Source organism: Bradyrhizobium sp. AZCC 2262 (assembly GCF_036924535.1).
Lineage (GTDB): Bacteria > Pseudomonadota > Alphaproteobacteria > Rhizobiales > Xanthobacteraceae > Bradyrhizobium.
In genome coordinates this window covers 2,909,606-2,927,817 of record NZ_JAZHRT010000001.1, presented here as the reverse complement: position 1 = coordinate 2,927,817, position 18,212 = coordinate 2,909,606, and the positions used below count along the sequence as shown (strand labels likewise).

16 protein-coding genes are annotated in these 18,212 nt (G+C 63.8%); 7 read left to right on the top strand and 9 right to left on the bottom strand.

Features of this window, described 5'->3' with window-relative positions; genetic code table 11:
• Nucleotides 1-14 precede the first annotated feature (14 nt).
• The 3 genes from V1283_RS13660 to V1283_RS13650 all read left to right on the top strand — a co-directional run bounded on the left by V1283_RS13660 (nt 15) and on the right by V1283_RS13650 (nt 2,614).
• Nucleotides 15-1,490: a DHA2 family efflux MFS transporter permease subunit gene (locus V1283_RS13660; RefSeq protein ID WP_334387001.1), complete on the top strand. Its 1,476-nt coding sequence runs from the start codon at nt 15-17 to the stop codon at nt 1,488-1,490.
• A gap of 301 nt (nt 1,491-1,791) precedes the next feature.
• Nucleotides 1,792-2,265 carry a phasin gene (locus V1283_RS13655; RefSeq protein ID WP_334387000.1) on the top strand — a complete coding sequence of 158 codons (474 nt, stop codon included), beginning with the start codon at nt 1,792-1,794 and terminating at the stop codon, nt 2,263-2,265.
• A gap of 127 nt (nt 2,266-2,392) precedes the next feature.
• Nucleotides 2,393-2,614, top strand: coding sequence for a hypothetical protein (locus tag V1283_RS13650; protein ID WP_334386999.1), 222 nt, complete (start codon nt 2,393-2,395; stop codon nt 2,612-2,614).
• A 24-nt stretch (nt 2,615-2,638) separates the two neighbouring features.
• Here the strand turns inward: V1283_RS13650 and V1283_RS13645 are convergent, their stop codons facing one another.
• The 3 genes from V1283_RS13645 to V1283_RS13635 form a co-directional block, all read right to left on the bottom strand.
• On the bottom strand, nt 2,639-3,457 hold the full coding sequence (locus tag V1283_RS13645; protein WP_334393048.1) for a Crp/Fnr family transcriptional regulator: 819 nt from the start codon (nt 3,455-3,457) through the stop codon (nt 2,639-2,641).
• A gap of 216 nt (nt 3,458-3,673) precedes the next feature.
• Entirely contained in the window at nt 3,674-4,363 is a 690-nt protein-coding gene (locus tag V1283_RS13640; protein ID WP_334386998.1) for an RlmE family RNA methyltransferase, read from the bottom strand.
• A gap of 93 nt (nt 4,364-4,456) precedes the next feature.
• Complete coding sequence (locus V1283_RS13635; protein WP_334386997.1) at nt 4,457-5,500, bottom strand: Ppx/GppA phosphatase family protein; 1,044 nt, start codon at nt 5,498-5,500, stop codon at nt 4,457-4,459.
• A gap of 210 nt (nt 5,501-5,710) precedes the next feature.
• On the opposite strand from V1283_RS13635, the gene V1283_RS13630 reads away from it, so the two are divergent.
• Nucleotides 5,711-8,083: a xanthine dehydrogenase family protein molybdopterin-binding subunit gene (locus V1283_RS13630; protein WP_334386996.1), complete on the top strand. Its 2,373-nt coding sequence runs from the start codon at nt 5,711-5,713 to the stop codon at nt 8,081-8,083.
• 20 nt (nt 8,084-8,103) lie between these two features.
• On the opposite strand, the gene V1283_RS13625 is transcribed toward V1283_RS13630, so the two are convergent.
• A complete protein-coding gene (locus tag V1283_RS13625; RefSeq protein ID WP_334386995.1) occupies nt 8,104-8,883 on the bottom strand; it encodes a hypothetical protein in 780 nt (259 codons plus the stop codon).
• 53 nt (nt 8,884-8,936) lie between these two features.
• Nucleotides 8,937-9,737, bottom strand: a complete 801-nt coding sequence (locus tag V1283_RS13620; RefSeq protein WP_334386994.1) for a hypothetical protein — start codon at nt 9,735-9,737, stop codon at nt 8,937-8,939.
• A gap of 157 nt (nt 9,738-9,894) precedes the next feature.
• On the opposite strand from V1283_RS13620, the gene V1283_RS13615 reads away from it, so the two are divergent.
• The 3 genes from V1283_RS13615 to V1283_RS13605 all read left to right on the top strand — a co-directional run bounded on the left by V1283_RS13615 (nt 9,895) and on the right by V1283_RS13605 (nt 13,390).
• Entirely contained in the window at nt 9,895-10,380 is a 486-nt protein-coding gene (locus tag V1283_RS13615) for a YaiI/YqxD family protein (RefSeq protein ID WP_442895741.1), read from the top strand.
• A 3-nt stretch (nt 10,381-10,383) separates the two neighbouring features.
• The gene (locus V1283_RS13610; protein ID WP_334386992.1) at nt 10,384-12,198 is read left to right on the top strand and encodes an ABC-F family ATP-binding cassette domain-containing protein; all 1,815 of its coding nucleotides are present in this window, start codon (nt 10,384-10,386) and stop codon (nt 12,196-12,198) included.
• A 109-nt stretch (nt 12,199-12,307) separates the two neighbouring features.
• Nucleotides 12,308-13,390, top strand: a complete 1,083-nt coding sequence (locus V1283_RS13605) for a D-TA family PLP-dependent enzyme (RefSeq protein WP_334386991.1) — start codon at nt 12,308-12,310, stop codon at nt 13,388-13,390.
• Nucleotides 13,391-13,479: 89 nt separating this feature from the next.
• Here the strand turns inward: V1283_RS13605 and V1283_RS13600 are convergent, their stop codons facing one another.
• From V1283_RS13600 to V1283_RS13585, 4 genes are all read right to left on the bottom strand, one after another.
• Nucleotides 13,480-14,715: a TIGR03862 family flavoprotein gene (locus V1283_RS13600; protein WP_334386990.1), complete on the bottom strand. Its 1,236-nt coding sequence runs from the start codon at nt 14,713-14,715 to the stop codon at nt 13,480-13,482.
• A gap of 123 nt (nt 14,716-14,838) precedes the next feature.
• Nucleotides 14,839-15,756: an SDR family NAD(P)-dependent oxidoreductase gene (locus V1283_RS13595; protein ID WP_334386989.1), complete on the bottom strand. Its 918-nt coding sequence runs from the start codon at nt 15,754-15,756 to the stop codon at nt 14,839-14,841.
• 234 nt (nt 15,757-15,990) lie between these two features.
• Nucleotides 15,991-16,470 (bottom strand): MaoC family dehydratase, encoded by a 480-nt coding sequence (locus V1283_RS13590; RefSeq protein WP_334386988.1) that lies wholly within the window; start codon nt 16,468-16,470, stop codon nt 15,991-15,993.
• Between the two features lie 3 nt (nt 16,471-16,473).
• Entirely contained in the window at nt 16,474-18,204 is a 1,731-nt protein-coding gene (locus V1283_RS13585) for an AMP-binding protein (protein ID WP_334386987.1), read from the bottom strand.
• Nucleotides 18,205-18,212 lie beyond the last annotated feature (8 nt).

The following is an 18,212-nucleotide window of genomic DNA, read 5'->3' as shown; positions in this document are numbered from 1 at the left end:
GTCCCCCGATTCCGATGACCAAAGAACGCCTGATCCCGCTCATCGTGGCCACCGCCCTGTTCATGGAGAACATGGATTCGACGGTGATTGCGACCTCGCTGCCGGCGATCGCGGCCGACATCGGCACCAGCCCGCTGACGCTGAAGCTTGCCATCACCTCCTATCTGCTCTCGCTCGCCGTGTTCATTCCAGCAAGCGGCTGGACCGCCGACCGCTTCGGCCCTCGCATGGTGTTTTCGATCGCCATCGCCGTATTCATGATCGGGTCGATCGGCTGCGCGCTGTCGCAGAACGTGACCCATTTTGTCATCGCCCGCATCCTGCAGGGCATGGGCGGGGCGATGATGACGCCGGTCGGGCGGCTGGTTTTGCTGCGTTCGATCGACAAGAGCGCGCTGGTCAATGCGATGGCATGGGTGACGGTGCCGGCGCTGATCGGGCCGGTGGTCGGTCCACCGCTCGGCGGCTTCATCACCACCTATTTCTCCTGGCACTGGATCTTCCTGATCAACATTCCGATCGGACTGCTCGGCATCTTCATGGCGATGAAGTACATCGCCCCGATCAAGAGCGATGATCCCGAGCGCTTCGATCTTTACGGGATGGTGCTGGCCGGCATCGGCCTGGCCGGCATCGCCTTCGGCCTCTCGGTCGCCGGCCTCGGCCTGTTGCCCTGGCCGATCGTTGCCAGCCTCGTCACGATCGGCTCGATTTCGATGACGCTCTACGTCATGCATGCGCGGCGGACCGGATCGCCTGTGCTGGATTTCTCGCTGCTGCGCCTTTCCACCATGCGCGCCAGCATCATTGGCGGTTTCCTGTTCCGGCTCGGCATCGGCGCGCTGCCATTCCTGTTGCCGCTATTGATGCAGGAAGGTTTCGGGCTGACGCCGTTCCAGTCCGGCCTCGTGACGTTCGCCTCGGCCGTCGGCGCGATGGGGATGAAGACGCTGGCCGCGCGCATCATCCGCGCCTTCGGCTTCCGCAACATGATGACCGTCAACGCTGTCGTCAGCGCGGTTTTCCTCGCCGCCTGCGCCCTGTTCACGGTGACGACGCCGCTATTGCTGATCTTCATCATCCTGGTGGTCGGCGGCTTCTTCCGTTCGCTGCAGTTCACCGCGATCAACACGGTGGCCTATGCCGAGGTCGAGCCGGCGCAGATGAGCCGCGCCACCACACTGGTCAGCGTCAACCAGCAACTGGCGATTTCCGCAGGCGTCGCGGTCGGGGCGTTCTCGGTGGAATCGACCATGCTGTACCAGCACGTCACCGAACTGAGCGCCGCTGTATTCCCGCCGGCGTTCCTCGTGGTCGCGCTCATCTCGGCCGTGTCGGCGTATTTCTTCTGGCAGATGCCTGACGATGCCGGCCATGAAATCTCGGGCCGCAAGGCGGTCGAGATTTCCAGCCGCAAGGGCGCGGCCAAGGCGGCAACCAAGGCCGCCAGTGAAGGCACCGAGGACGCGCGGGATCAGCGACTGGGATAGCTGCCCGGGCGCACAGCGCTTCGAGCGCCCAAATGCCGGATTTGCGCCATTCCTGACCGCGCAAGACATATTGCCGCAAGAGAATCTGGCGCGAGAGTCAGAAAGCGAACTGAAGCTCCGGCGTCAGTCGGCCATATCGCCGGTCAAGGCGGGCGAAGCGGCTATCCGCATCAGAACCCGACCATGATGGGAGGAACCCTTCTCGGCTCGATCGTTTGGGGCCGCAGCACGCACCACGGAGGGTCCACGACGCAGATCGATCTGCGTTTGATTTCAGTTTCGCTTGAAAGGACGAAGACCCGTGAATGAAGCCGATACGAAAGAAAAGAATACCAATCCGAAAGCTGGAGCCAGCGAGAAGCGCGGCTTGGACCTGCCGTTCTTCACCGCGCCGGGGATTCTTAGCGGGATCACCGAGCAGAGCATGGTTCGGGCGAAGGACAATTGCGAGAAGATGAAGGCTGCCTCGGGAGCGATCACTGACGTTCTCCGCGAGGCCTATTCGACCAACGCCAGGGGCGTCGCGGATTACACAACCAAGGTCATCGAGATCTCGGGCGCCAACACCACCTCCGCTTTCGATTTTTTCACCCATCTCATGGGCACGAAGTCGCTGTCGGAAATCCTGCAGGTCTCTGCCACCTACAGCCGCAAGAATTTCGAAGCCACGTCCGCACAAAACCGGGAGCTTTGGGAACTGGCGCAGAAGGTCGCGACCGAGACCGCCGAGCCAATCAAGAAGAGCTTTGCCAGCGTGCTGCAGAAGGCGGCCTAGTTCTTAATCGAACCTTTGCAGCCCGCCGGGATCGGCTGGAACAAACGCCCCCGTGAGAAGGGCACATTCCAGCCGATGGCGACGCAGCATGCCGCCGGCACAGAAAATCCAGTAACGGAGGAGCAGGATGGGTGAGGTCATGATCAAATGCCCCGGGACCGGGCACGCGATCCCGACAGGCATGAAAGCGGATAGGGAGAGCTTTCGATCCAGCCCGGTGTTTTTCGCGCGCACCTTCTGTTTGATCCGTCAGGTCAATCACGAATGGTTTGCCAGGGAGGCCTGGGTTCGCGAGCCGAAAGAGAAATCGCGCATGCACGGGGCCGCCTTCGCCCTGCAATCGGCGTAGAGCTTTCGAGGCGCCGCCCTCCGGTCAGTGGCCCCGCGGCCGTTGGCCGGCCGCTCCGTGTGCCGGTGTACGCCGCCGCACTTCGTTCACGCTGGCAAACAGGGGAGCTTCGGGCTGAAGCGGTGGCGGTTTCATCTCTTCCGTCAGGACGATGCGATCGATCCTGCGGCGCATGAGCTGGTAGCACTCGCATGCGGCCGCTTCGAGCCGCGGCCTGTCAATCTCGATCAAGCTCCGCCGATTGGACCGGATTCCACCCGACGCGCGCAGCCTGGATACGACATGCGTCACCGTGGGGCGGCGCACACCGAGCAATTCAGAAAGCGTCTCTTGCGTTACCGGCAGGATCTTGCCGTCGATCCGGTCGTGGACCTGCAGCAACCAACTCGCCAGGCGGGCCTCAACCGAGTGCAGCGCATTGCAGGCTGCGACGTGCTGCCATTGGGCCAATAGCGCCCGGGTGTGGGTTTGAACCGCGCCCTTCAAGGCGCTGCTGCGTTCAAGCGCCGTCTGAAATTGCGCCGGCGAAATCTGCAACGCGGCCCCCGCCACCCGCACCACCGCCGTCATCGGCGACAGCGAAGGCCCGAGCGTCGTCAGGACGCCCACGGCCCCTTCATTGCCAACAACGGCGGTTGCGACCGTTTGTCCGCTCGGCATATCCATGACGAAGGCAATCAGGCCGCTAAGGGGGAAATAAATCCGTTCTATTGGATCGCCCGACCGCACCAGCACGGCGTCCCGTTCAAGCTCAACCAGTCGGAAATGACGCACAAGCAAATCGAGGTCTGCTGTCGGCAACGCAGCTAACAGTCGATTACCAACCTTGGTCCTCTGCTCCATCACGGGAATACTCCTTCCCAGACGGAGGCGCGGCTCGCTGCAGAAATTCCCGGTGGCGCCCGGGCTGCATGCGGATAAACACACCGCGCCGGACCCAAAGAATACGCCCTGCACGGGAAAGTTCCAACGGGATTCGCTTCAGGGCTCGGCGACTGTCTTCTCCCAGGCCGCAACCTTGGGCGATGGAGTATATTCGCCGCACCTTAAAGGTGCGCTTTACGGCTGATTGTTGTGCCTACGAAATCCCATCGCCAGCACGTAGCGCTCCGACGAATCCTGCCGGCTCGATGCCGGCTTGACGTGACGGACGCTGACGAAATCGCGCTTCAATTGCGCGACCAGTTCGGCATCGGCGCCGCTTTGAAAGGCCTTGGCCAGAAACGTTCCGCCGGGATTGAGCACGTCGGCGGCAAACGCTGCGGCCGTTTCGATCAGGCCGACGATGCGCAACTGATCGGTCTTGCGGTGGCCGGTGGTGTTGGGCGCCATGTCGGACATGACGACGTCGGCGCGACCGCCCATCATGGCGATCAGTTTCTCGGGGGCGTCCTCGGCCAGGAAGTCGAGCTGGGCGAAGTTGACGCCGGGGACTTCCGGCATCTCCAGGAGATCGATCGCCACCACCTTGCCCTTGCCGTTGACTGCACCGACGCGCTTGGCGGCAATCTGGCTCCAACCACCGGGAGCGGCGCCGAGATCGACCACGGCGATGCCATGCTTGAGGAAACGATATTTGTCGTCGATCTCGATCAGCTTGTAGGCCGCGCGGGAGCGATAGCCGTCCCGCTTGGCTTGCGCCACATAGGGGTCGTTGAGCTGCCGCTCCAGCCAGAGTTTTGATGACAGCTTGCGCTTGCCCGCGCTCTTGACCGTGACGTGGAGCCGTCCGGTGGTGTCTTTCGCCATGTAAGTCCCCATCGTCATTCCGGGGCGCATCGAAGATGCGAACCCGGAATCTCGAGATTCCGGGTCTGCGCTTCGCGCATCCCGGAATGACGTCTAACTTAAGCGGAGCGCGCCGTCCTCGCGCATCATCTCGACCAGCATGCCTTCGCGCAGGCCCCGGTCGGCGACGCGCAACCGCGGCAGCGGGAAGGCATCGCGGATCGCGTCCAGAATGGCGCAGCCGGCCAGCACCAGATCGGCGCGCTCGAAGCTGATGCAATTATTGTTGGCGCGCTCCTGATAGCTCATGTCGCGCAGCCGCTGGATCACCGTGGTGACATCCGTACCGTTCATCCAGATGCCGTCGATGCGGCGGCGGTCGTAGCGCACGAGATTGAGATGAACGCCGGCGAGCGTCGTCACGGTGCCGGAGGTGCCGAGCATGTGCATATCGCGCAAATCCGCGCCGTGTTCGGCGGCGAACGGCGCCACATATTGCGCGACCTCGCGCACCATCCGCGCATAGGATTCGGCCGTGACGTCACGTCCACCGAAATGCTCGGCCAAGGTGACGACGCCGAGCGGGATCGACATCCACGCCTTGATCCGCGGCGGCGCGTTCTGCTCGGCGGGATCGCGTTCGATCCGGACCAGTTCGGTGGAGCCGCCGCCGATGTCGAACAGGATGGCGCCCCGTCCCTTTGCGTCGAGCAGCGGCGAGCAGCCGATCACGGCAAGCGTCGCCTCGGTCTCGCGATCGATCACCTCGAGCCGGATGCCGGTCTCGCTGGCGACGCGGTCGCGAAAGCTGTCGGCATTGGCCGCGGCGCGGCAGGCTTCGGTTGCGATCAGCCGCAGGCGGCGGGCCTTGCGGTAGCGGATCTTGTCGCCGCAGATGCTGAGCGCCGCGATGGCGCGGTCGATCGCCGCCTCGCTGATGGAACCGGTTGCGGAAATGCCTTCGCCGAGCCGGATGATCCGCGAAAACGAATCCACCACGCGAAAACTGTCGCCGGCCGGGCTGGCGATCAAAAGCCGGCAATTATTGGTGCCAAGGTCGAGCGCGGCATAGACACCGTTTGCCGTGGCTGCCGCAACCGACCCTGACGGGCTTGCGCAGGCCTCAAAGCCTTCGCGCAGCCGCGTATCGTCATTCATCAAAACTGTCTTTCCGCGGCCGCTTCCGGGCCGCCGAAGAAAATTACCGTTCACGGAAACTTTAGCAGCGCCAAGAGGCTACGCAACAACCCATCACATAGGACTATGCCCAATCAGGCGTTGTCGGGCATGACGCAGTGCGTTATCTCATCGGGAACCCGCCGAACCGGGAAAATCCCAGAGAATTCCAAGCATTTCAGGTGTTTTGCGATGCAAGATTACACGTCGGCCTCCTCCCTGGACAACGCTATCGCACTGCAAAAATACGGAGTGGGGCAGCCGGTGCGACGCAAGGAAGACGACTCCCTGGTGCGCGGCAAGGGTAAATACACCGACGATTTCACCCTGCCCGGCCAGGCCTATTGCTGGATGGTGCGCTCCAGCCATGCCCACGGAATCATCAAGGGGATCGGCACGGCCGCCGCCAAGGCGATGCCAGGCGTGCTCGGCGTCTGGACCGGCAGGGATCTCGAGGCGGCCGGCTACAATCCCTTCACCTGCGGCCTGCCGCTGAAAAACCGCGACGGCTCGCCGCTGTTGCAGACCAACCGTCCGGCGCTGCCGACCGACAAGGTGCGCTTTGTCGGCGATCCCGTGGCCTTCGTGGTCGCTGAAACGCTGGCGCAGGCGCGCGATGCGGCGGAGGCCGTCGAACTCGACATCGAGCCGCTGCCTGCCGTGACCGATGCCGCGGAGGCCACAAAACCCGGCGCGCCGCTGCTCTATGATCACATCCCTGATAACGTTGCGCTCGATTATCACTATGGCGATACGGCCAAGATCGACGCCGCGTTTGCCGCTGCCGCGCATGTGACAAAGCTCGACATCGTCAACACCCGCGTTGCCGTGGTGTCGATGGAGCCGCGCGTGGCGCTGGCGGCCTACGACAAGGCCAGCGAGCGTTTCACGCTGCAGGTGCCGACCCAGGGCGTTGCCGGCAACAAGGCCGGCTTTGCCAAGATCCTGAACGTGCCGACCGACAAGGTTCGTATTCTCACCGCCAATGTCGGCGGTTCCTTCGGCATGAAGAACATGAACTACCCCGAATACACCTGCATCGCGCATGCGGCGAAGGTGTTGGGACGTCCGGTAAAATGGACCGACGAACGCTCGACCAGCTTCCTGTCCGACAGCCAGGGCCGCGCGCAGCTCATTCATGCCGAACTCGCGCTCGATGCCGAAGGCAAGTTTCTCGCGGTGCGTCTGCAGGGTTACGGCAATCTCGGCGCCTACATCACCGGCGTCGCGCCGGGGCCGCTGTCGCTCAACACCGGCAAGAATCTTGCGAGCGTCTACCGCACGCCGCTGCTCGGCGTCGACATCAAGACGGTGTTGACCAACACCACGCTGATGGGCGCCTATCGCGGCGCCGGCCGCCCCGAAGCCAATTACTACATGGAGCGGCTGGTCGACCGCGCCGCCGACGAAATGGGCATCAACCGGCTGACGCTGCGCAAGCGCAACTTCATCAAGCCCTCGCAACTGCCGTTCGCGGCTGCTAGCGGTGTGACCTATGACAGCGGCGATTTCGCAGGGGTCTTCAACAAAGCGCTGGAAATTTCCGATCACGCCAATTTTGCCAAGCGCAAGAAGGAGAGCAAGAAGAACGGCAGACTGCGCGGCATCGCCGTCGGCTCGTATCTGGAAGTAACCGCGCCGCCGAGCGGCGAACTCGGCAAGATCACCTTCGAGCCGGATGGTTCGGTGAAGCTGACCACCGGCACGCTCGATTACGGCCAGGGCCACGCCACGCCGTTCGCGCAGGTGCTTTCAGCCCAGCTCGGCGTGCCCTTCGAAAAGGTGACGCTCGAGCAAGGCGACAGCGATCTGGTCCGCTTCGGCAACGGCACCGGCGGCTCGCGCTCGATTACGGCGACGGGTCAGGCGATCGTGGAGGCTTCCGCGCTTGTGATCGCAAAAGGCAAGCAGGCCGCCGCGCATCTGATGGAAGCGTCCGAGGGCGATATCGAATTCGCACAAGGCCGCTTCACCATCGCCGGCACCGACCGCTCGATCGGCATCATGGAGCTGGCGCAGCGCGTGCGCGAAGGCAGGATGCCGGAGGGCGCGCCGCTGTCGCTCGACGTCGACCACGCCACCAAGGACACGCCCTCCACCTTCCCCAATGGCTGCCATGTCGCGGAAGTGGAAATCGATCCCGAGACCGGCGTCGTGAGAATCGTGCGCTATTTCGCCGTCAATGATTTCGGCACCGTGGTCAATCCGATGATCGTCGCCGGCCAGCTGCATGGCGGCGTGGCGCAAGGCATCGGCCAGGCGCTGATGGAGGAAGTCAGCTACGATGCCAGCGGCCAGCCGATCACCGGCTCGTTCATGGATTACGCGATGCCGCGCGCGGAAGACATCCCGCCGATGGAAGTCGGCGACCATCCCTCGCCCGCCAAATCCAATCCGCTGGGCACCAAAGGCTGCGGCGAAGCCGGCTGCGCCGGAAGCCTCGTCTGCATCGTTAACGCGGTGATCGACGCGCTGTCGGAGTATGGGATCACCCATATCGACATGCCGCTGACGCCGGAGCGGGTATGGCGGGCGATCCAGGATGCGAAGGCGAAGGCGGCGTAACAGCCCTCGCCGCCTGCTGGTCACGGCTTCATGATGCAATTCGCCTTCAGCGGTCCTTCGAGGACCACCATCAGCTTGCCGGGGCCCCATTGCAGCAATTCATCCCGATTGCTGGTTTCCGCCAGCGTGCGTTCGGCGATGATCAGCAGTTCGAGAAAGCGGTCCATGGCCTTGCCCTTGTTGGCGTCGGCGTAATCCAGCGGCGCGCTGGTGGCTTTCTCGATTTCTTCCTGCAGATCGCTGTCGCCGCTCGCGAGCGGGTTGGCGTGCCCCTTGATCTCCACCCGGTTCAGCAGCAGCGCCCGCTCGATATTCTCGAGATAAGTCTGCGTCTGTTCGACCGCAGACCGGCTGCGCATCTGGACGAGAAACTCCTTGACCACGGGTTCAGCGGACAGGCGCCGCAATTCCGGGATGGCCCCTTTGCCTGCCTGCGCAGCGAACGCCGCGTCCGCCTTGGGTCCGTCCTGAGCGCTCGCGGCAAGCTGCCTCATGTGGTCGCCGACGGCCACGAGCATCGTCCGCGCGAGCTTCTGATAGGCAGCCCGATCGAGTGATCGGCTCGTCCGGCAGGCTGGTTCCGCCGACTCGAACCAAACCTGGCCCAGACGATCGGCGAGTTTCGCCGCCATGGGCGCCTGGATCGATTCTGCCGGCGAAGGCGTCGACAATATCTTCCTGAGCTCGGGCTGCGGCTTTGCATCCGTCTGGGCAGAAACGGGAGCGACCGCGAGCCCGGAGATGCCTGCAAGCGAACCCACCGCCGTGAGGGCGCATGTCAGTAAAGCCGATTTGAACATGCCCATCTCCACGGATGCTCCAGCGCGCAAGGACGTTACTCGTGCCAGCTCGCCTACGCCGCCGCCTGCTCGCGCGGCTGGTAGATCGCGATGTGGTGGCAATGCGCCAGCGGCGTCTTGCCGTTGGCGACCACCAGCGCGTCGAGCTCGACGAAGCGGTGGCCCTTCTTGTCGTAATTGCCGACCACCTTCGCGCGGGCGGTAATCACGTCGCCGGTCTTCGCGGCGGAAAGCAATTGCATGCGGCTGCCGACGTGAATCCAGGGGCCAAGGATGGCATTGTCGACCAGCGTCTTGTTCATCACCCGCTGCAGCAGACCGGGATGGCCGAGGCCTTCCTTGGCGTAGATCGGATCGGTTTCACTGATATCTGCAAGATATTCCCTGGCCGCCTCGCCCGCCCAGTCGCGCGGCGCGGTGCCGAGCCATTTGTCGAGTTCATAAGAGGTTGCGCTGACGGGCTTGCGCTCCGCTGCGGCCGCGACCTCCTTGAAGTCTCCGAGCGAAACATCAGGCGCCGATGCCGGCAGTGACGCGCTGCCGGTGGCGCAGAGCTGACCGCGGCTGTGGACCTGGATGGAGAGCATGTCATTGCTTTCGTCAGCGGTGGCCTCGGCGATTTCGCCGTCATAGACCGGCTTGACGAAGCGCGCCTCGATCAGGCCGCGTTCGAGGAAAGCGCGGCCCCATTTCGCGACCGGCAGGTGCATCATGTAGGCCATCACGTCGACACCTGGCACCAGTCCGCCGGAAAAGCCGTAGCGGCGGGCAACCGCGTCATCGTGGATCTTGTTTTCGGACTGTTTTGAGGTGTTGTAGGCTTGGATGCGGTAGGTTTCGAGCCGGTTGGACATGCTCTCAGGTTTCCTCTGATTTTGTTGTTATTTCCTCGGCTTATCGTACGCAAAGAATGTACCGTGACAAGCGTGTTCCGTCCCCTGTTTTCCTCGCATTCAGGCATTGAATAGGCTACCACGCGCGGGCAAGAAACGCTGCCGAGATATGCCTGAAGTGAACCCCACCCGCATCTATGTCGATGCCGACGCCTGCCCGGTGAAGGACGAGATCTATCGCGTCGCGCTCCGGCACGGCCTGCCGGTCAGCGTGGTCGCGGGCAATTTCATTCGCGTGCCGCAGGACCCGCTGATCGAGCGCATCGCCGCCGGTTCCGGAATGGACGCCGCCGACGATTGGATCGCGGAGCGCGCGGGAAAAGGCGATATCGTCATTACCTCGGACATCCCGCTCGCCAGCCGCTGCGTGAAATCGGGCGCTGAGGTGCTTGCGCCGAACGGCAAGCCGTTCACCGAACAATCGATTGGCATGACGCTGGCGGTGCGCAATCTGATGACCGACCTGCGCTCGTCGGGCGAAGTGACGGGCGGCCCGAAATCCTACTCTCCGCGCGACCGCTCGGCGTTTTTGTCGACGCTCGACCAGACCGTCCGCCGCATCCAGCGCCAGCGGGCGCAGCAGCCTGCGCCGAACCAGGATTGAACGATGGCGCCGCCGCTGATCCAGTTGAAGGATATAAGGCTGACGTTCGGCGGGACGCCGCTGCTGTCAGGCGTCGAGCTATCGGTGTCCGCGGGCGAGCGGGTCTGCCTGATCGGCCGCAACGGCTCCGGCAAATCGACGCTGCTCAAGATCGCCGCCGGCCTCGTCGAGCCCGACGGCGGCAGCCGCTTCGTGCAGCCGGGCGCCACCATCCGCTATCTGCCGCAGGAGCCTGATTTCGGCGACCACAAGACGACGCTGGCCTATGTCGAGGCCGGCCTTGGCCCCGGCGACGATCACTATCAGGCGCGTTATCTGGTGGAACAGCTCGGGCTTCATGGCGACGAAGACCCGGCGCATGTCTCCGGCGGCGAAGCCCGCCGCGCCGCCCTGGCGCGGGTGCTGGCGCCCTCGCCCGACATCCTGCTGCTGGACGAGCCGACCAACCATCTTGATCTGCCGACCATCGAATGGCTGGAAGGCGAACTGGAAAGCCGCCGTTGCCCGCTTGTTATCATCAGCCATGATCGCCGTTTCCTCTCCAACCTGTCGCGCGCGACCGCCTGGCTCGACCGCGGCCAGATCCGGCAGATCGACCGCGGTTTTTCGGCGTTCGAGGCCTGGCGCGACGAGGTGCTGGCGGAAGAAGAACGCGATCAGCACAAGCTCGACCGCAAGATCGTCAACGAGGAACACTGGCTACGCTACGGCGTCTCCGGCCGCCGCAAGCGCAACGTCAAGCGGCTCGGCAATCTGCACGCACTGCGCGACCAGCGCCGCAATTATCGCGGCGCGACCGGCAACGCCAATCTCGCCGCCGCCGAAGCCGATAAATCCGGCAAGCTTGTCATCGAGGCCAAGAACCTCGCCAAGGCCTTTGGCGAGCGCAAGATCGTCGAGGGCTTCTCGACCCGCGTTCAGCGCGGCGACCGGATCGGCATTGTAGGCCCAAATGGCGCCGGCAAGACAACGCTGGTTCATCTCCTGATCGGCAACGATCCGCCTGATAGCGGCACCATCCGGCTCGGCGCCAATATCGAGATGGCGACGCTGGACCAGCACCGCGAAAGCCTCGATCCCAAATCAACGCTGGCCGAGGCGCTCACCGGCGGGCGCGGCGACCATGTCATGGTCGGCGGCCGGCCGAAGCACGTCGTCAGCTACATGAAGGACTTTCTGTTCGCACAGGAACAGATGCGCACGCCGCTCGAAGTGCTCTCCGGCGGCGAGCGCGGCCGACTGATGCTGGCGCGCGCGCTGGCAAAGCCGTCCAACCTGCTGGTGCTGGACGAGCCGACCAACGATCTCGATCTCGAAACCCTCGACGTGCTCGAGGAAATGCTCGGCGACTACGAGGGCACCGTGATCCTGATCAGCCACGACCGCGACTTTCTCGACCGCGTCGTCACGTCCGTGATTGTGCCCGAAGGCAACGGCCGCTGGATCGAATATGCCGGCGGCTACACCGACATGCTGGCGCAGCGCGGCGAGGATCTCGCGCGCGAGGCACCACAGGCGTCGGCGGCCGTCGAAGAGAAGAGAGAAACCAAGGCTACCGCGCCCTCCGCAGCGCCAAAGCGGCGGCTGAACTTCAGCGAGAAGCATGCGCTGGAAACCCTGCCGAAGACGATGGCGAAACTGCAGGCCGAGATTGCCAAACAGCAGAAGCTGCTTGACGATCCCGACCTCTACGCCAAGGATCGCAAGAAATTCGACGCGGCCTCGGCTGCGATCGCAAAGGCGCAGGAAGAACTCGCGGCCGCAGAGGATCGGTGGCTGGAGCTTGAAGTGCTGCGGGAAGAGATAGAGCAGGCATAGGCATTTCAACGTCATTGCGAGGAGCGAAGCAATCCATCCATCCGTTATGCCGAAGCATGGATTGCTTCGCTTCGCTCGAAATGACGAAAGCACGACTGGAGCCAACTTGATGACCACCCTCCTCGCCGCCAAAATCGCCCGCGAATACGGCACGCCCTGCGCCGTGATCGACATGGACCGTGTCGAGCGCAACATCGCGCGCATCCAGGTGGCCTGCGATACCGCAGGCGTCGCCAACCGGCCGCATATCAAGACCCACAAGAGCCCTTTGCTGGCTCAGATGCAGGTCGCGGCCGGCGCGAAGGGCATCACCTGCCAGAAGATCGGCGAGGCCGAAGTGATGGCGGAAGCCGGCATCGACGACATCCTCATCAGCTACAACCTGATCGGCGAGGAAAAAATGGCCCGCCTCGCCGCGCTGCAGGCCAAGGCCAACATGACGGTCGCCGCCGACAATTCGACCGTGATTGCGGGACTGCCGCAGGCGGCCGCAGCTTCGGGCCGTCCGCTGTCGGTCGTGGTCGAATGCGACACGGGGCGCAAGCGCGCCGGCGTCGAGACCCCCGGCGAGGCCATTGCCCTCGCCCGCGAGATCGCTGGCTCCAAGGGGCTGAAGTTTGCGGGCTTCATGCTGTACCCGACCGAGACCGGCTGGACCGAGGCGCAGAAGTTCTTTGACGAAGCGCTGGCCGGCGTTCGCGCGCACGGGCTCGATGCGACGATGGTTTCGACCGGCGGTTCGCCCAACCTGAAGAATCTTGGAAAACTCAAGGGCGCGACCGAGCATCGGCCCGGCACCTATATCTACAACGACCGCATGCAGGTCGCGGCCGGCGTCGCCAGCTGGGACGATTGCGCGCTCAACATCTATTCCACCGTGGTCAGCCGCGCCGGTCCGGACCGTGGCATCCTCGACGCCGGCTCCAAGACGCTGACATCCGATACCGGCGGCGGGTTGGAGGGCCATGGGCTGATTTTGGAGCATCCCGAGGCAAAAATTGCGCGCTTTGCGGAAGAGCACGGCTTCCTCGATCTCGCCCGCAGCAACACGCGGCCCGTCGTCGGCGACGTCGTGCGGATCGTGCCGAACCATGTCTGCGTCGTCGTCAACATGATGGACGAAGTGGTGATGGTGCGGGGCGACGAAATCATCGGCACGCTGCCAGTGGCGGCGCGGGGGAAGCTGCGCTAACGGTTTGTAGGGTGGGCAAAGGCGCTTTGCGCCGCGCCCACCATCAAGGGCGGCGCAAGCAGTGGTGGGCACGCTTCGCTTTGTCCACCCTACGATTTCGAGAGCCACTTCAACACGCCGCGCCCCGCGGCTGCTCCAGTCGCGAACGACGCCTGCAGGAGATAGCCGCCGGTTGGCGCCTCCCAATCCAGCATCTCGCCGGCGGCAAACACGCCGTGCACGCGGCGGAGCATGAAGTCGCTGTCGAGTTCGCTGAACGCTATTCCGCCCGCGGTCGAGATCGCGCGGGCGATCGGCGCGACACCGGTTAGTTCGATCGGGACCGCGTTGATGAGCTTTGCGAGATCGGCCGGCGACATCGATGCCAGCGAAGCGCCGGATGCCCGGGCTGCTTCCTGCAGCAAGCCGATCGCCACCGGAGAGAGATTCACGGCCTTGCGCAGAAAGTTGGACAGGGATTGCTTTCCCTTGGGCGCTGACACTTTCACGGTGAGGTCATCGATGTCGAGATCGGGCCGCAGCGTGACGTGCAGTATTGCCGACCCCGGCTTGTCGATCGCCTCGCGCAACTCGGCGGACAGCGCGTAGATCGCACCACCCTCGATGCCCGAGCGCGTCACGATGGCCTCGCCACGAACATTGTGCGAGCCAAAGTTCAACGCGATGCCCTTGAGCGGCTGGCCCTGAAATCTGTCTCGAAATATGTCCGACCAGCTTACCGCAAAGCCGCAATTGGCCGGCCTGAGCCGGGATATCTGCACACCTTTCGCGGCGAGCGTATCGACCCAGGCCCCATCGGAGCCCAACCGCGGCCAGCTAGCGCCGCCAAGGGCCAGCACGACAGCGCTCGGCTTGATAGCGCGCGCGCCGACCGGCGTTTCGAAGCAGAGGCAGTCCTGCTCATCCCAGCCAATCCAGCGGTGACGTAGCGCCAATTTTACGCCCATCGAGTCCAGCCGCCGCAGCCACGCCCTCAGCAAGGGCGATGCCTTGAAGGCCTTTGGAAATACCCGGCCGCTGGAACCGACAAACGTTTCCTGTCCCAGCGCTTCGCTCCAGTCGCGCAAGCCGCTCGGCGGAAACGCCTCGATGGCAGCCTTCAGATGCGGCATCGCCTCGCGGTAGCGGGCAAGAAAAGTGGGCAGCGGCTCGCTATGCGTGAGGTTTAGCCCGCCTCGCCCGGCCATCAGGAACTTGCGGCCGGCGGATGGCATCGCGTCATAGACGGTGACATGTGCGCCACTTTCCGCGAGTACTTCAGCCGCTGTCAGGCCGGCGGGGCCAGCGCCGATGACGACGACTCGAGCTTTGGCTTGGTGCGACATCAACAAAGGTCTACGTCATTCCGGGGCACGCGTCTTCGCGTGAACCCGGAATCTCGAGATTCCACAATGTGCAATTGCACATTGGGGTTCGATGCTTTGCATCGCCCCGGAATGACAACAAAGTCAGAGCTTGATCCCCGCCCTGGCCGCAGCCTGCGCGACATATTTCTGCGTCTGCTCGAACGCGCCCTGCAGCGCCTTGGCCTTCGACACGTCGTCGATCTCGGCAAAATGCGCCGCAATCGCATCCGGCGTCCAGTCGGACTGGGCCAGGTTGATGCCCTCGGTCTCGATGATCTTGATCACCGCGAATGAACCCGCGCCCGCGCCCATGATGGTGCGGGTCGGCGCATCCTCGCTGAGCAGGAATTCCACCGCGGGCGTAATCGCCTCGGGGCGCATCAAGGCCAGCGCCTGTGGTGGCAGCAGCTCTTCGGTCATCCGGGTCGCCGCGGTCGGCGAGATCGTGTTGACGCGGATGTTGTTCTTGCGGCCTTCCTCGGCCAGCACGTTCATCAGGCCGACCATGCCGGCTTTGGCGGCGCCGTAATTGGCCTGGCCGAAATTGCCGAACAGGCCCGACGACGAGGTGGTGACGACGATGCGGCCGTAATTGCGCTCGCGCATGCCGGCCCACACCGCCTTGCAGCAGTAAAAAGTGCCGACCAGATGGACGTCGAGCACCTTTGCGAAATCGGCGACTTCCATTTTTGTAAACGACTTGTCGCGCAGGATACCGGCGTTGGCGCACAACAGATCGACGCTTCCCCATTCCCTGGTGGCGCGCTCGACCATGGCGGTGACCTGTTCGAAGTTCGAAACATCCGCGCCGTCGGCCATGGCCGTGCCGCCCGCTTTGCGAATTTCCTCGACCACGGTTTCGGCAGGGGTCAGCGACCCGCCGGTGCCATCGCGCGCACCGCCGAAATCGTTGACCACCACCTTGGCGCCGCGGCTTGCCAGCCCCAGCGCATGCGCCCGTCCAAGACCATTGCCCGCGCCGGTGACGATTGCGACGCGTCCGTCAAACCTGATTGCCATGAGTGGGATTCCTGGTTCTTCTTCCTTCTCCCCTTGTGGGAGAAGGTGGCGCAAAGCGCCGGATGAGGGGTTGTCTCGGCTGACGTGCTTGCGGAGAGAACCCCTCACCCGTCGCCGAACTGCGTTCGGCGCCACCCTCTCCCACAAGGGGGGAGGGGAACACCGAGCCCGCGATTGACAGGTTTTGAGCAGCGATGGATTGCCGGGTCAAGCCCGGCAACGGCGAACGAGAGGTCAGTTAAAGTAAATTAATCCGATCCAGTCGGCGACCAAAGCGGGCTTTTCCTCGCCCTCGATCTCGACGGTGACGTTGGTACGCGACTGCAGCTCCTTTGGCTTGCGCAGCTTGGCTTCCATCAGCGTGAAGCGGCCGCGGACGCGCGAGCCGGCGCGCACCGGCGAGAGGAAGCGCAGCTTGTCAAAGCCGTAATTGACACCCATCGCCGTGCCTTCGATGACTGGCATCACCTCGTAGGACATGATGCTCATCAGCGACATCGTCAGAAAGCCGTGCGCGATCGTGTTGCCGAACGCGGTTTCCTTTTTCGCGCGCTCCGGATCGACATGGATGAACTGATGATCCTCGATCACGTCGGCATAGACGTTGATCCGGCTCTGGTCGATCAGGTGCCAGGACGACACCCCGATCTCCTTGCCGACCATGGCCTGATACGCCTCAAACGAGACCGGCGGCTTCTTCCAGACTTCATTCATTCGCTAACTCTCCAGCCCGGCGGTCCGCACCTTCTGCAGCTCCGGGAATTCTTCTTCGCGGAATTCCGATCCGCGCAGCGCATCGCCTCTGACATTATCATGCTCGAGGCGACGCAACTGGACGCGGCGGATCTTTCCGGAGATCGTCTTCGGCAACTCCGTCACCAGCTCGATCTTGCGGATGCGCTTGAACGGCGCGAGCCTTGTGTGCAGGTGCCTGAAGATCGAGAGCGCGGTTTCCGGCGAACGTTCCACACCCGACACCAGCAGTACATAGGCCTTCGGGATCGCGAGCCGGATCGGATCCGGGCTCGGCACGACGGCCGCTTCGGCCACCGATTCATGCTCCAGCAACACGCTTTCCAGCTCGAACGGGCTGATGCGGTAGTCGGAGGACTTGAAGACGTCATCCGAGCGGCCGACGAAGGTGAGATAGCCCTCGTCGTCGGCAAACACGACGTCGCCGCTGCGATAGAGATCGCCATCCGCGCCGCTCAGCTTGCCATCCTCGCCCTGATAGCCCTGCATCAGGCCCGCCGGCCGATCGGCGCCGAGCACCAGCGTCACCTCGCCTTCCTTGGTGACGTGGCCGTCATTGTCGGTGATCTGCACGCGGTAGCCGGGCAGCGGGCGGCCCATCGAACCGACCTTGACCTTCTGGCCCGGCGAATTGCCGGCGAGCGCGGTGGTTTCGGTTTGGCCGTAACCGTCGCGGATGGTCAGGCCCCACGCCGCCTTCACCTGATCGATCACTTCGGGATTGAGCGGCTCGCCCGCACCGCAGACCTCTCGCAGGCTGACCTTGAAATCCGCAAGCCGCTCCTGAATGAACAGCCGCCACACCGTCGGCGGCGCGCACAGCGTGGTGACGCCGCAGCGGCCAACGGTCGCGAGCAGCGACTTGGCATCGAAGCGCGGCTGGTTGACGACGAAAACGGTGGCGCCGGCATTCCACGGCGCGAAGAGGCAGCTCCAGGCGTGCTTGGCCCAGCCCGGCGAGGAAATATTCAGATGCACGTCGCCCGGCTGCAGCCCGAGCCAGAACATCGTCGACAGCGCCCCGACGGGATAGCTGCGCTGGCTGTGCCGCACCAGTTTTGGTTTTGCGGTCGTGCCCGAGGTGAAATAGAGCAGCATCGGATCGTCGGCGTTGGTCGGACCGTCAGGCGCAAAGGAATCCGAGGCGCTCGCTGCCTGTTCGAACGGCAGCCAGCCCTCATGGGCTGCCGATGCACCGACCACGATACGCACCAGATTGTCGCTGCCGAGGCCTGCAAACTTCGCGACCTGATCCTGCGAAGCCACCACCACCCTCGCCTTGCCGCGATCGAGCCGGTCGCGCAATTCGTCGGCGGTCAGAAGCGTGGTGGCGGGGATCACGACCACGCCAAGCTTCATCGCCGCCAGCATGGTCTCCCACAGCGGCACGACATTGCCGAGCAGCAGCAACAGATGATCGCCGCGCCTCAGCCCCTGCGCACGCAGGAAGTTCGCGACCTGATTGGAACGGGCCGAGAGTGCCGCAAAGGAAAGTTTTGTCTCTTTGTGGCCGGCATCGACGATCCAGAGTGCCGCACGGTCCCGGCTGTCGGGATTGCGGGCAAGTTCGGCATCGAACCAGTCCAGCGCCCAGTTGAACGGGGCCGGGTCCGGCCAGCGAAATCCCTTTACGGCCGCATCGTAATCGGTGCGGTGCTTGAGCAGAAAGGCGCGCGCGTCCTGAAAACTCGTCATCAGGTCTC

Coding starts and splice junctions, on each gene's coding strand:
- V1283_RS13650 (WP_334386999.1), top strand. CDS start 2,393: ATGGGTGAGGTCATGATCAAATGCCCCGGGACCGGGCACGCGATCCCG.
- V1283_RS13595 (WP_334386989.1), bottom strand. CDS start 15,756: ATGGCAATCAGGTTTGACGGACGCGTCGCAATCGTCACCGGCGCGGGC.
- V1283_RS13620 (WP_334386994.1), bottom strand. CDS start 9,737: ATGTCCAACCGGCTCGAAACCTACCGCATCCAAGCCTACAACACCTCA.
- V1283_RS13630 (WP_334386996.1), top strand. CDS start 5,711: ATGCAAGATTACACGTCGGCCTCCTCCCTGGACAACGCTATCGCACTG.
- V1283_RS13640 (WP_334386998.1), bottom strand. CDS start 4,363: ATGGCGAAAGACACCACCGGACGGCTCCACGTCACGGTCAAGAGCGCG.
- V1283_RS13625 (WP_334386995.1), bottom strand. CDS start 8,883: ATGTTCAAATCGGCTTTACTGACATGCGCCCTCACGGCGGTGGGTTCG.
- V1283_RS13645 (WP_334393048.1), bottom strand. CDS start 3,457: ATGGAGCAGAGGACCAAGGTTGGTAATCGACTGTTAGCTGCGTTGCCG.
- V1283_RS13610 (WP_334386992.1), top strand. CDS start 10,384: ATGGCGCCGCCGCTGATCCAGTTGAAGGATATAAGGCTGACGTTCGGC.
- V1283_RS13590 (WP_334386988.1), bottom strand. CDS start 16,470: ATGAATGAAGTCTGGAAGAAGCCGCCGGTCTCGTTTGAGGCGTATCAG.
- V1283_RS13605 (WP_334386991.1), top strand. CDS start 12,308: ATGACCACCCTCCTCGCCGCCAAAATCGCCCGCGAATACGGCACGCCC.
- V1283_RS13585 (WP_334386987.1), bottom strand. CDS start 18,204: ATGACGAGTTTTCAGGACGCGCGCGCCTTTCTGCTCAAGCACCGCACC.
- V1283_RS13660 (WP_334387001.1), top strand. CDS start 15: ATGACCAAAGAACGCCTGATCCCGCTCATCGTGGCCACCGCCCTGTTC.
- V1283_RS13600 (WP_334386990.1), bottom strand. CDS start 14,715: ATGTCGCACCAAGCCAAAGCTCGAGTCGTCGTCATCGGCGCTGGCCCC.
- V1283_RS13635 (WP_334386997.1), bottom strand. CDS start 5,500: ATGAATGACGATACGCGGCTGCGCGAAGGCTTTGAGGCCTGCGCAAGC.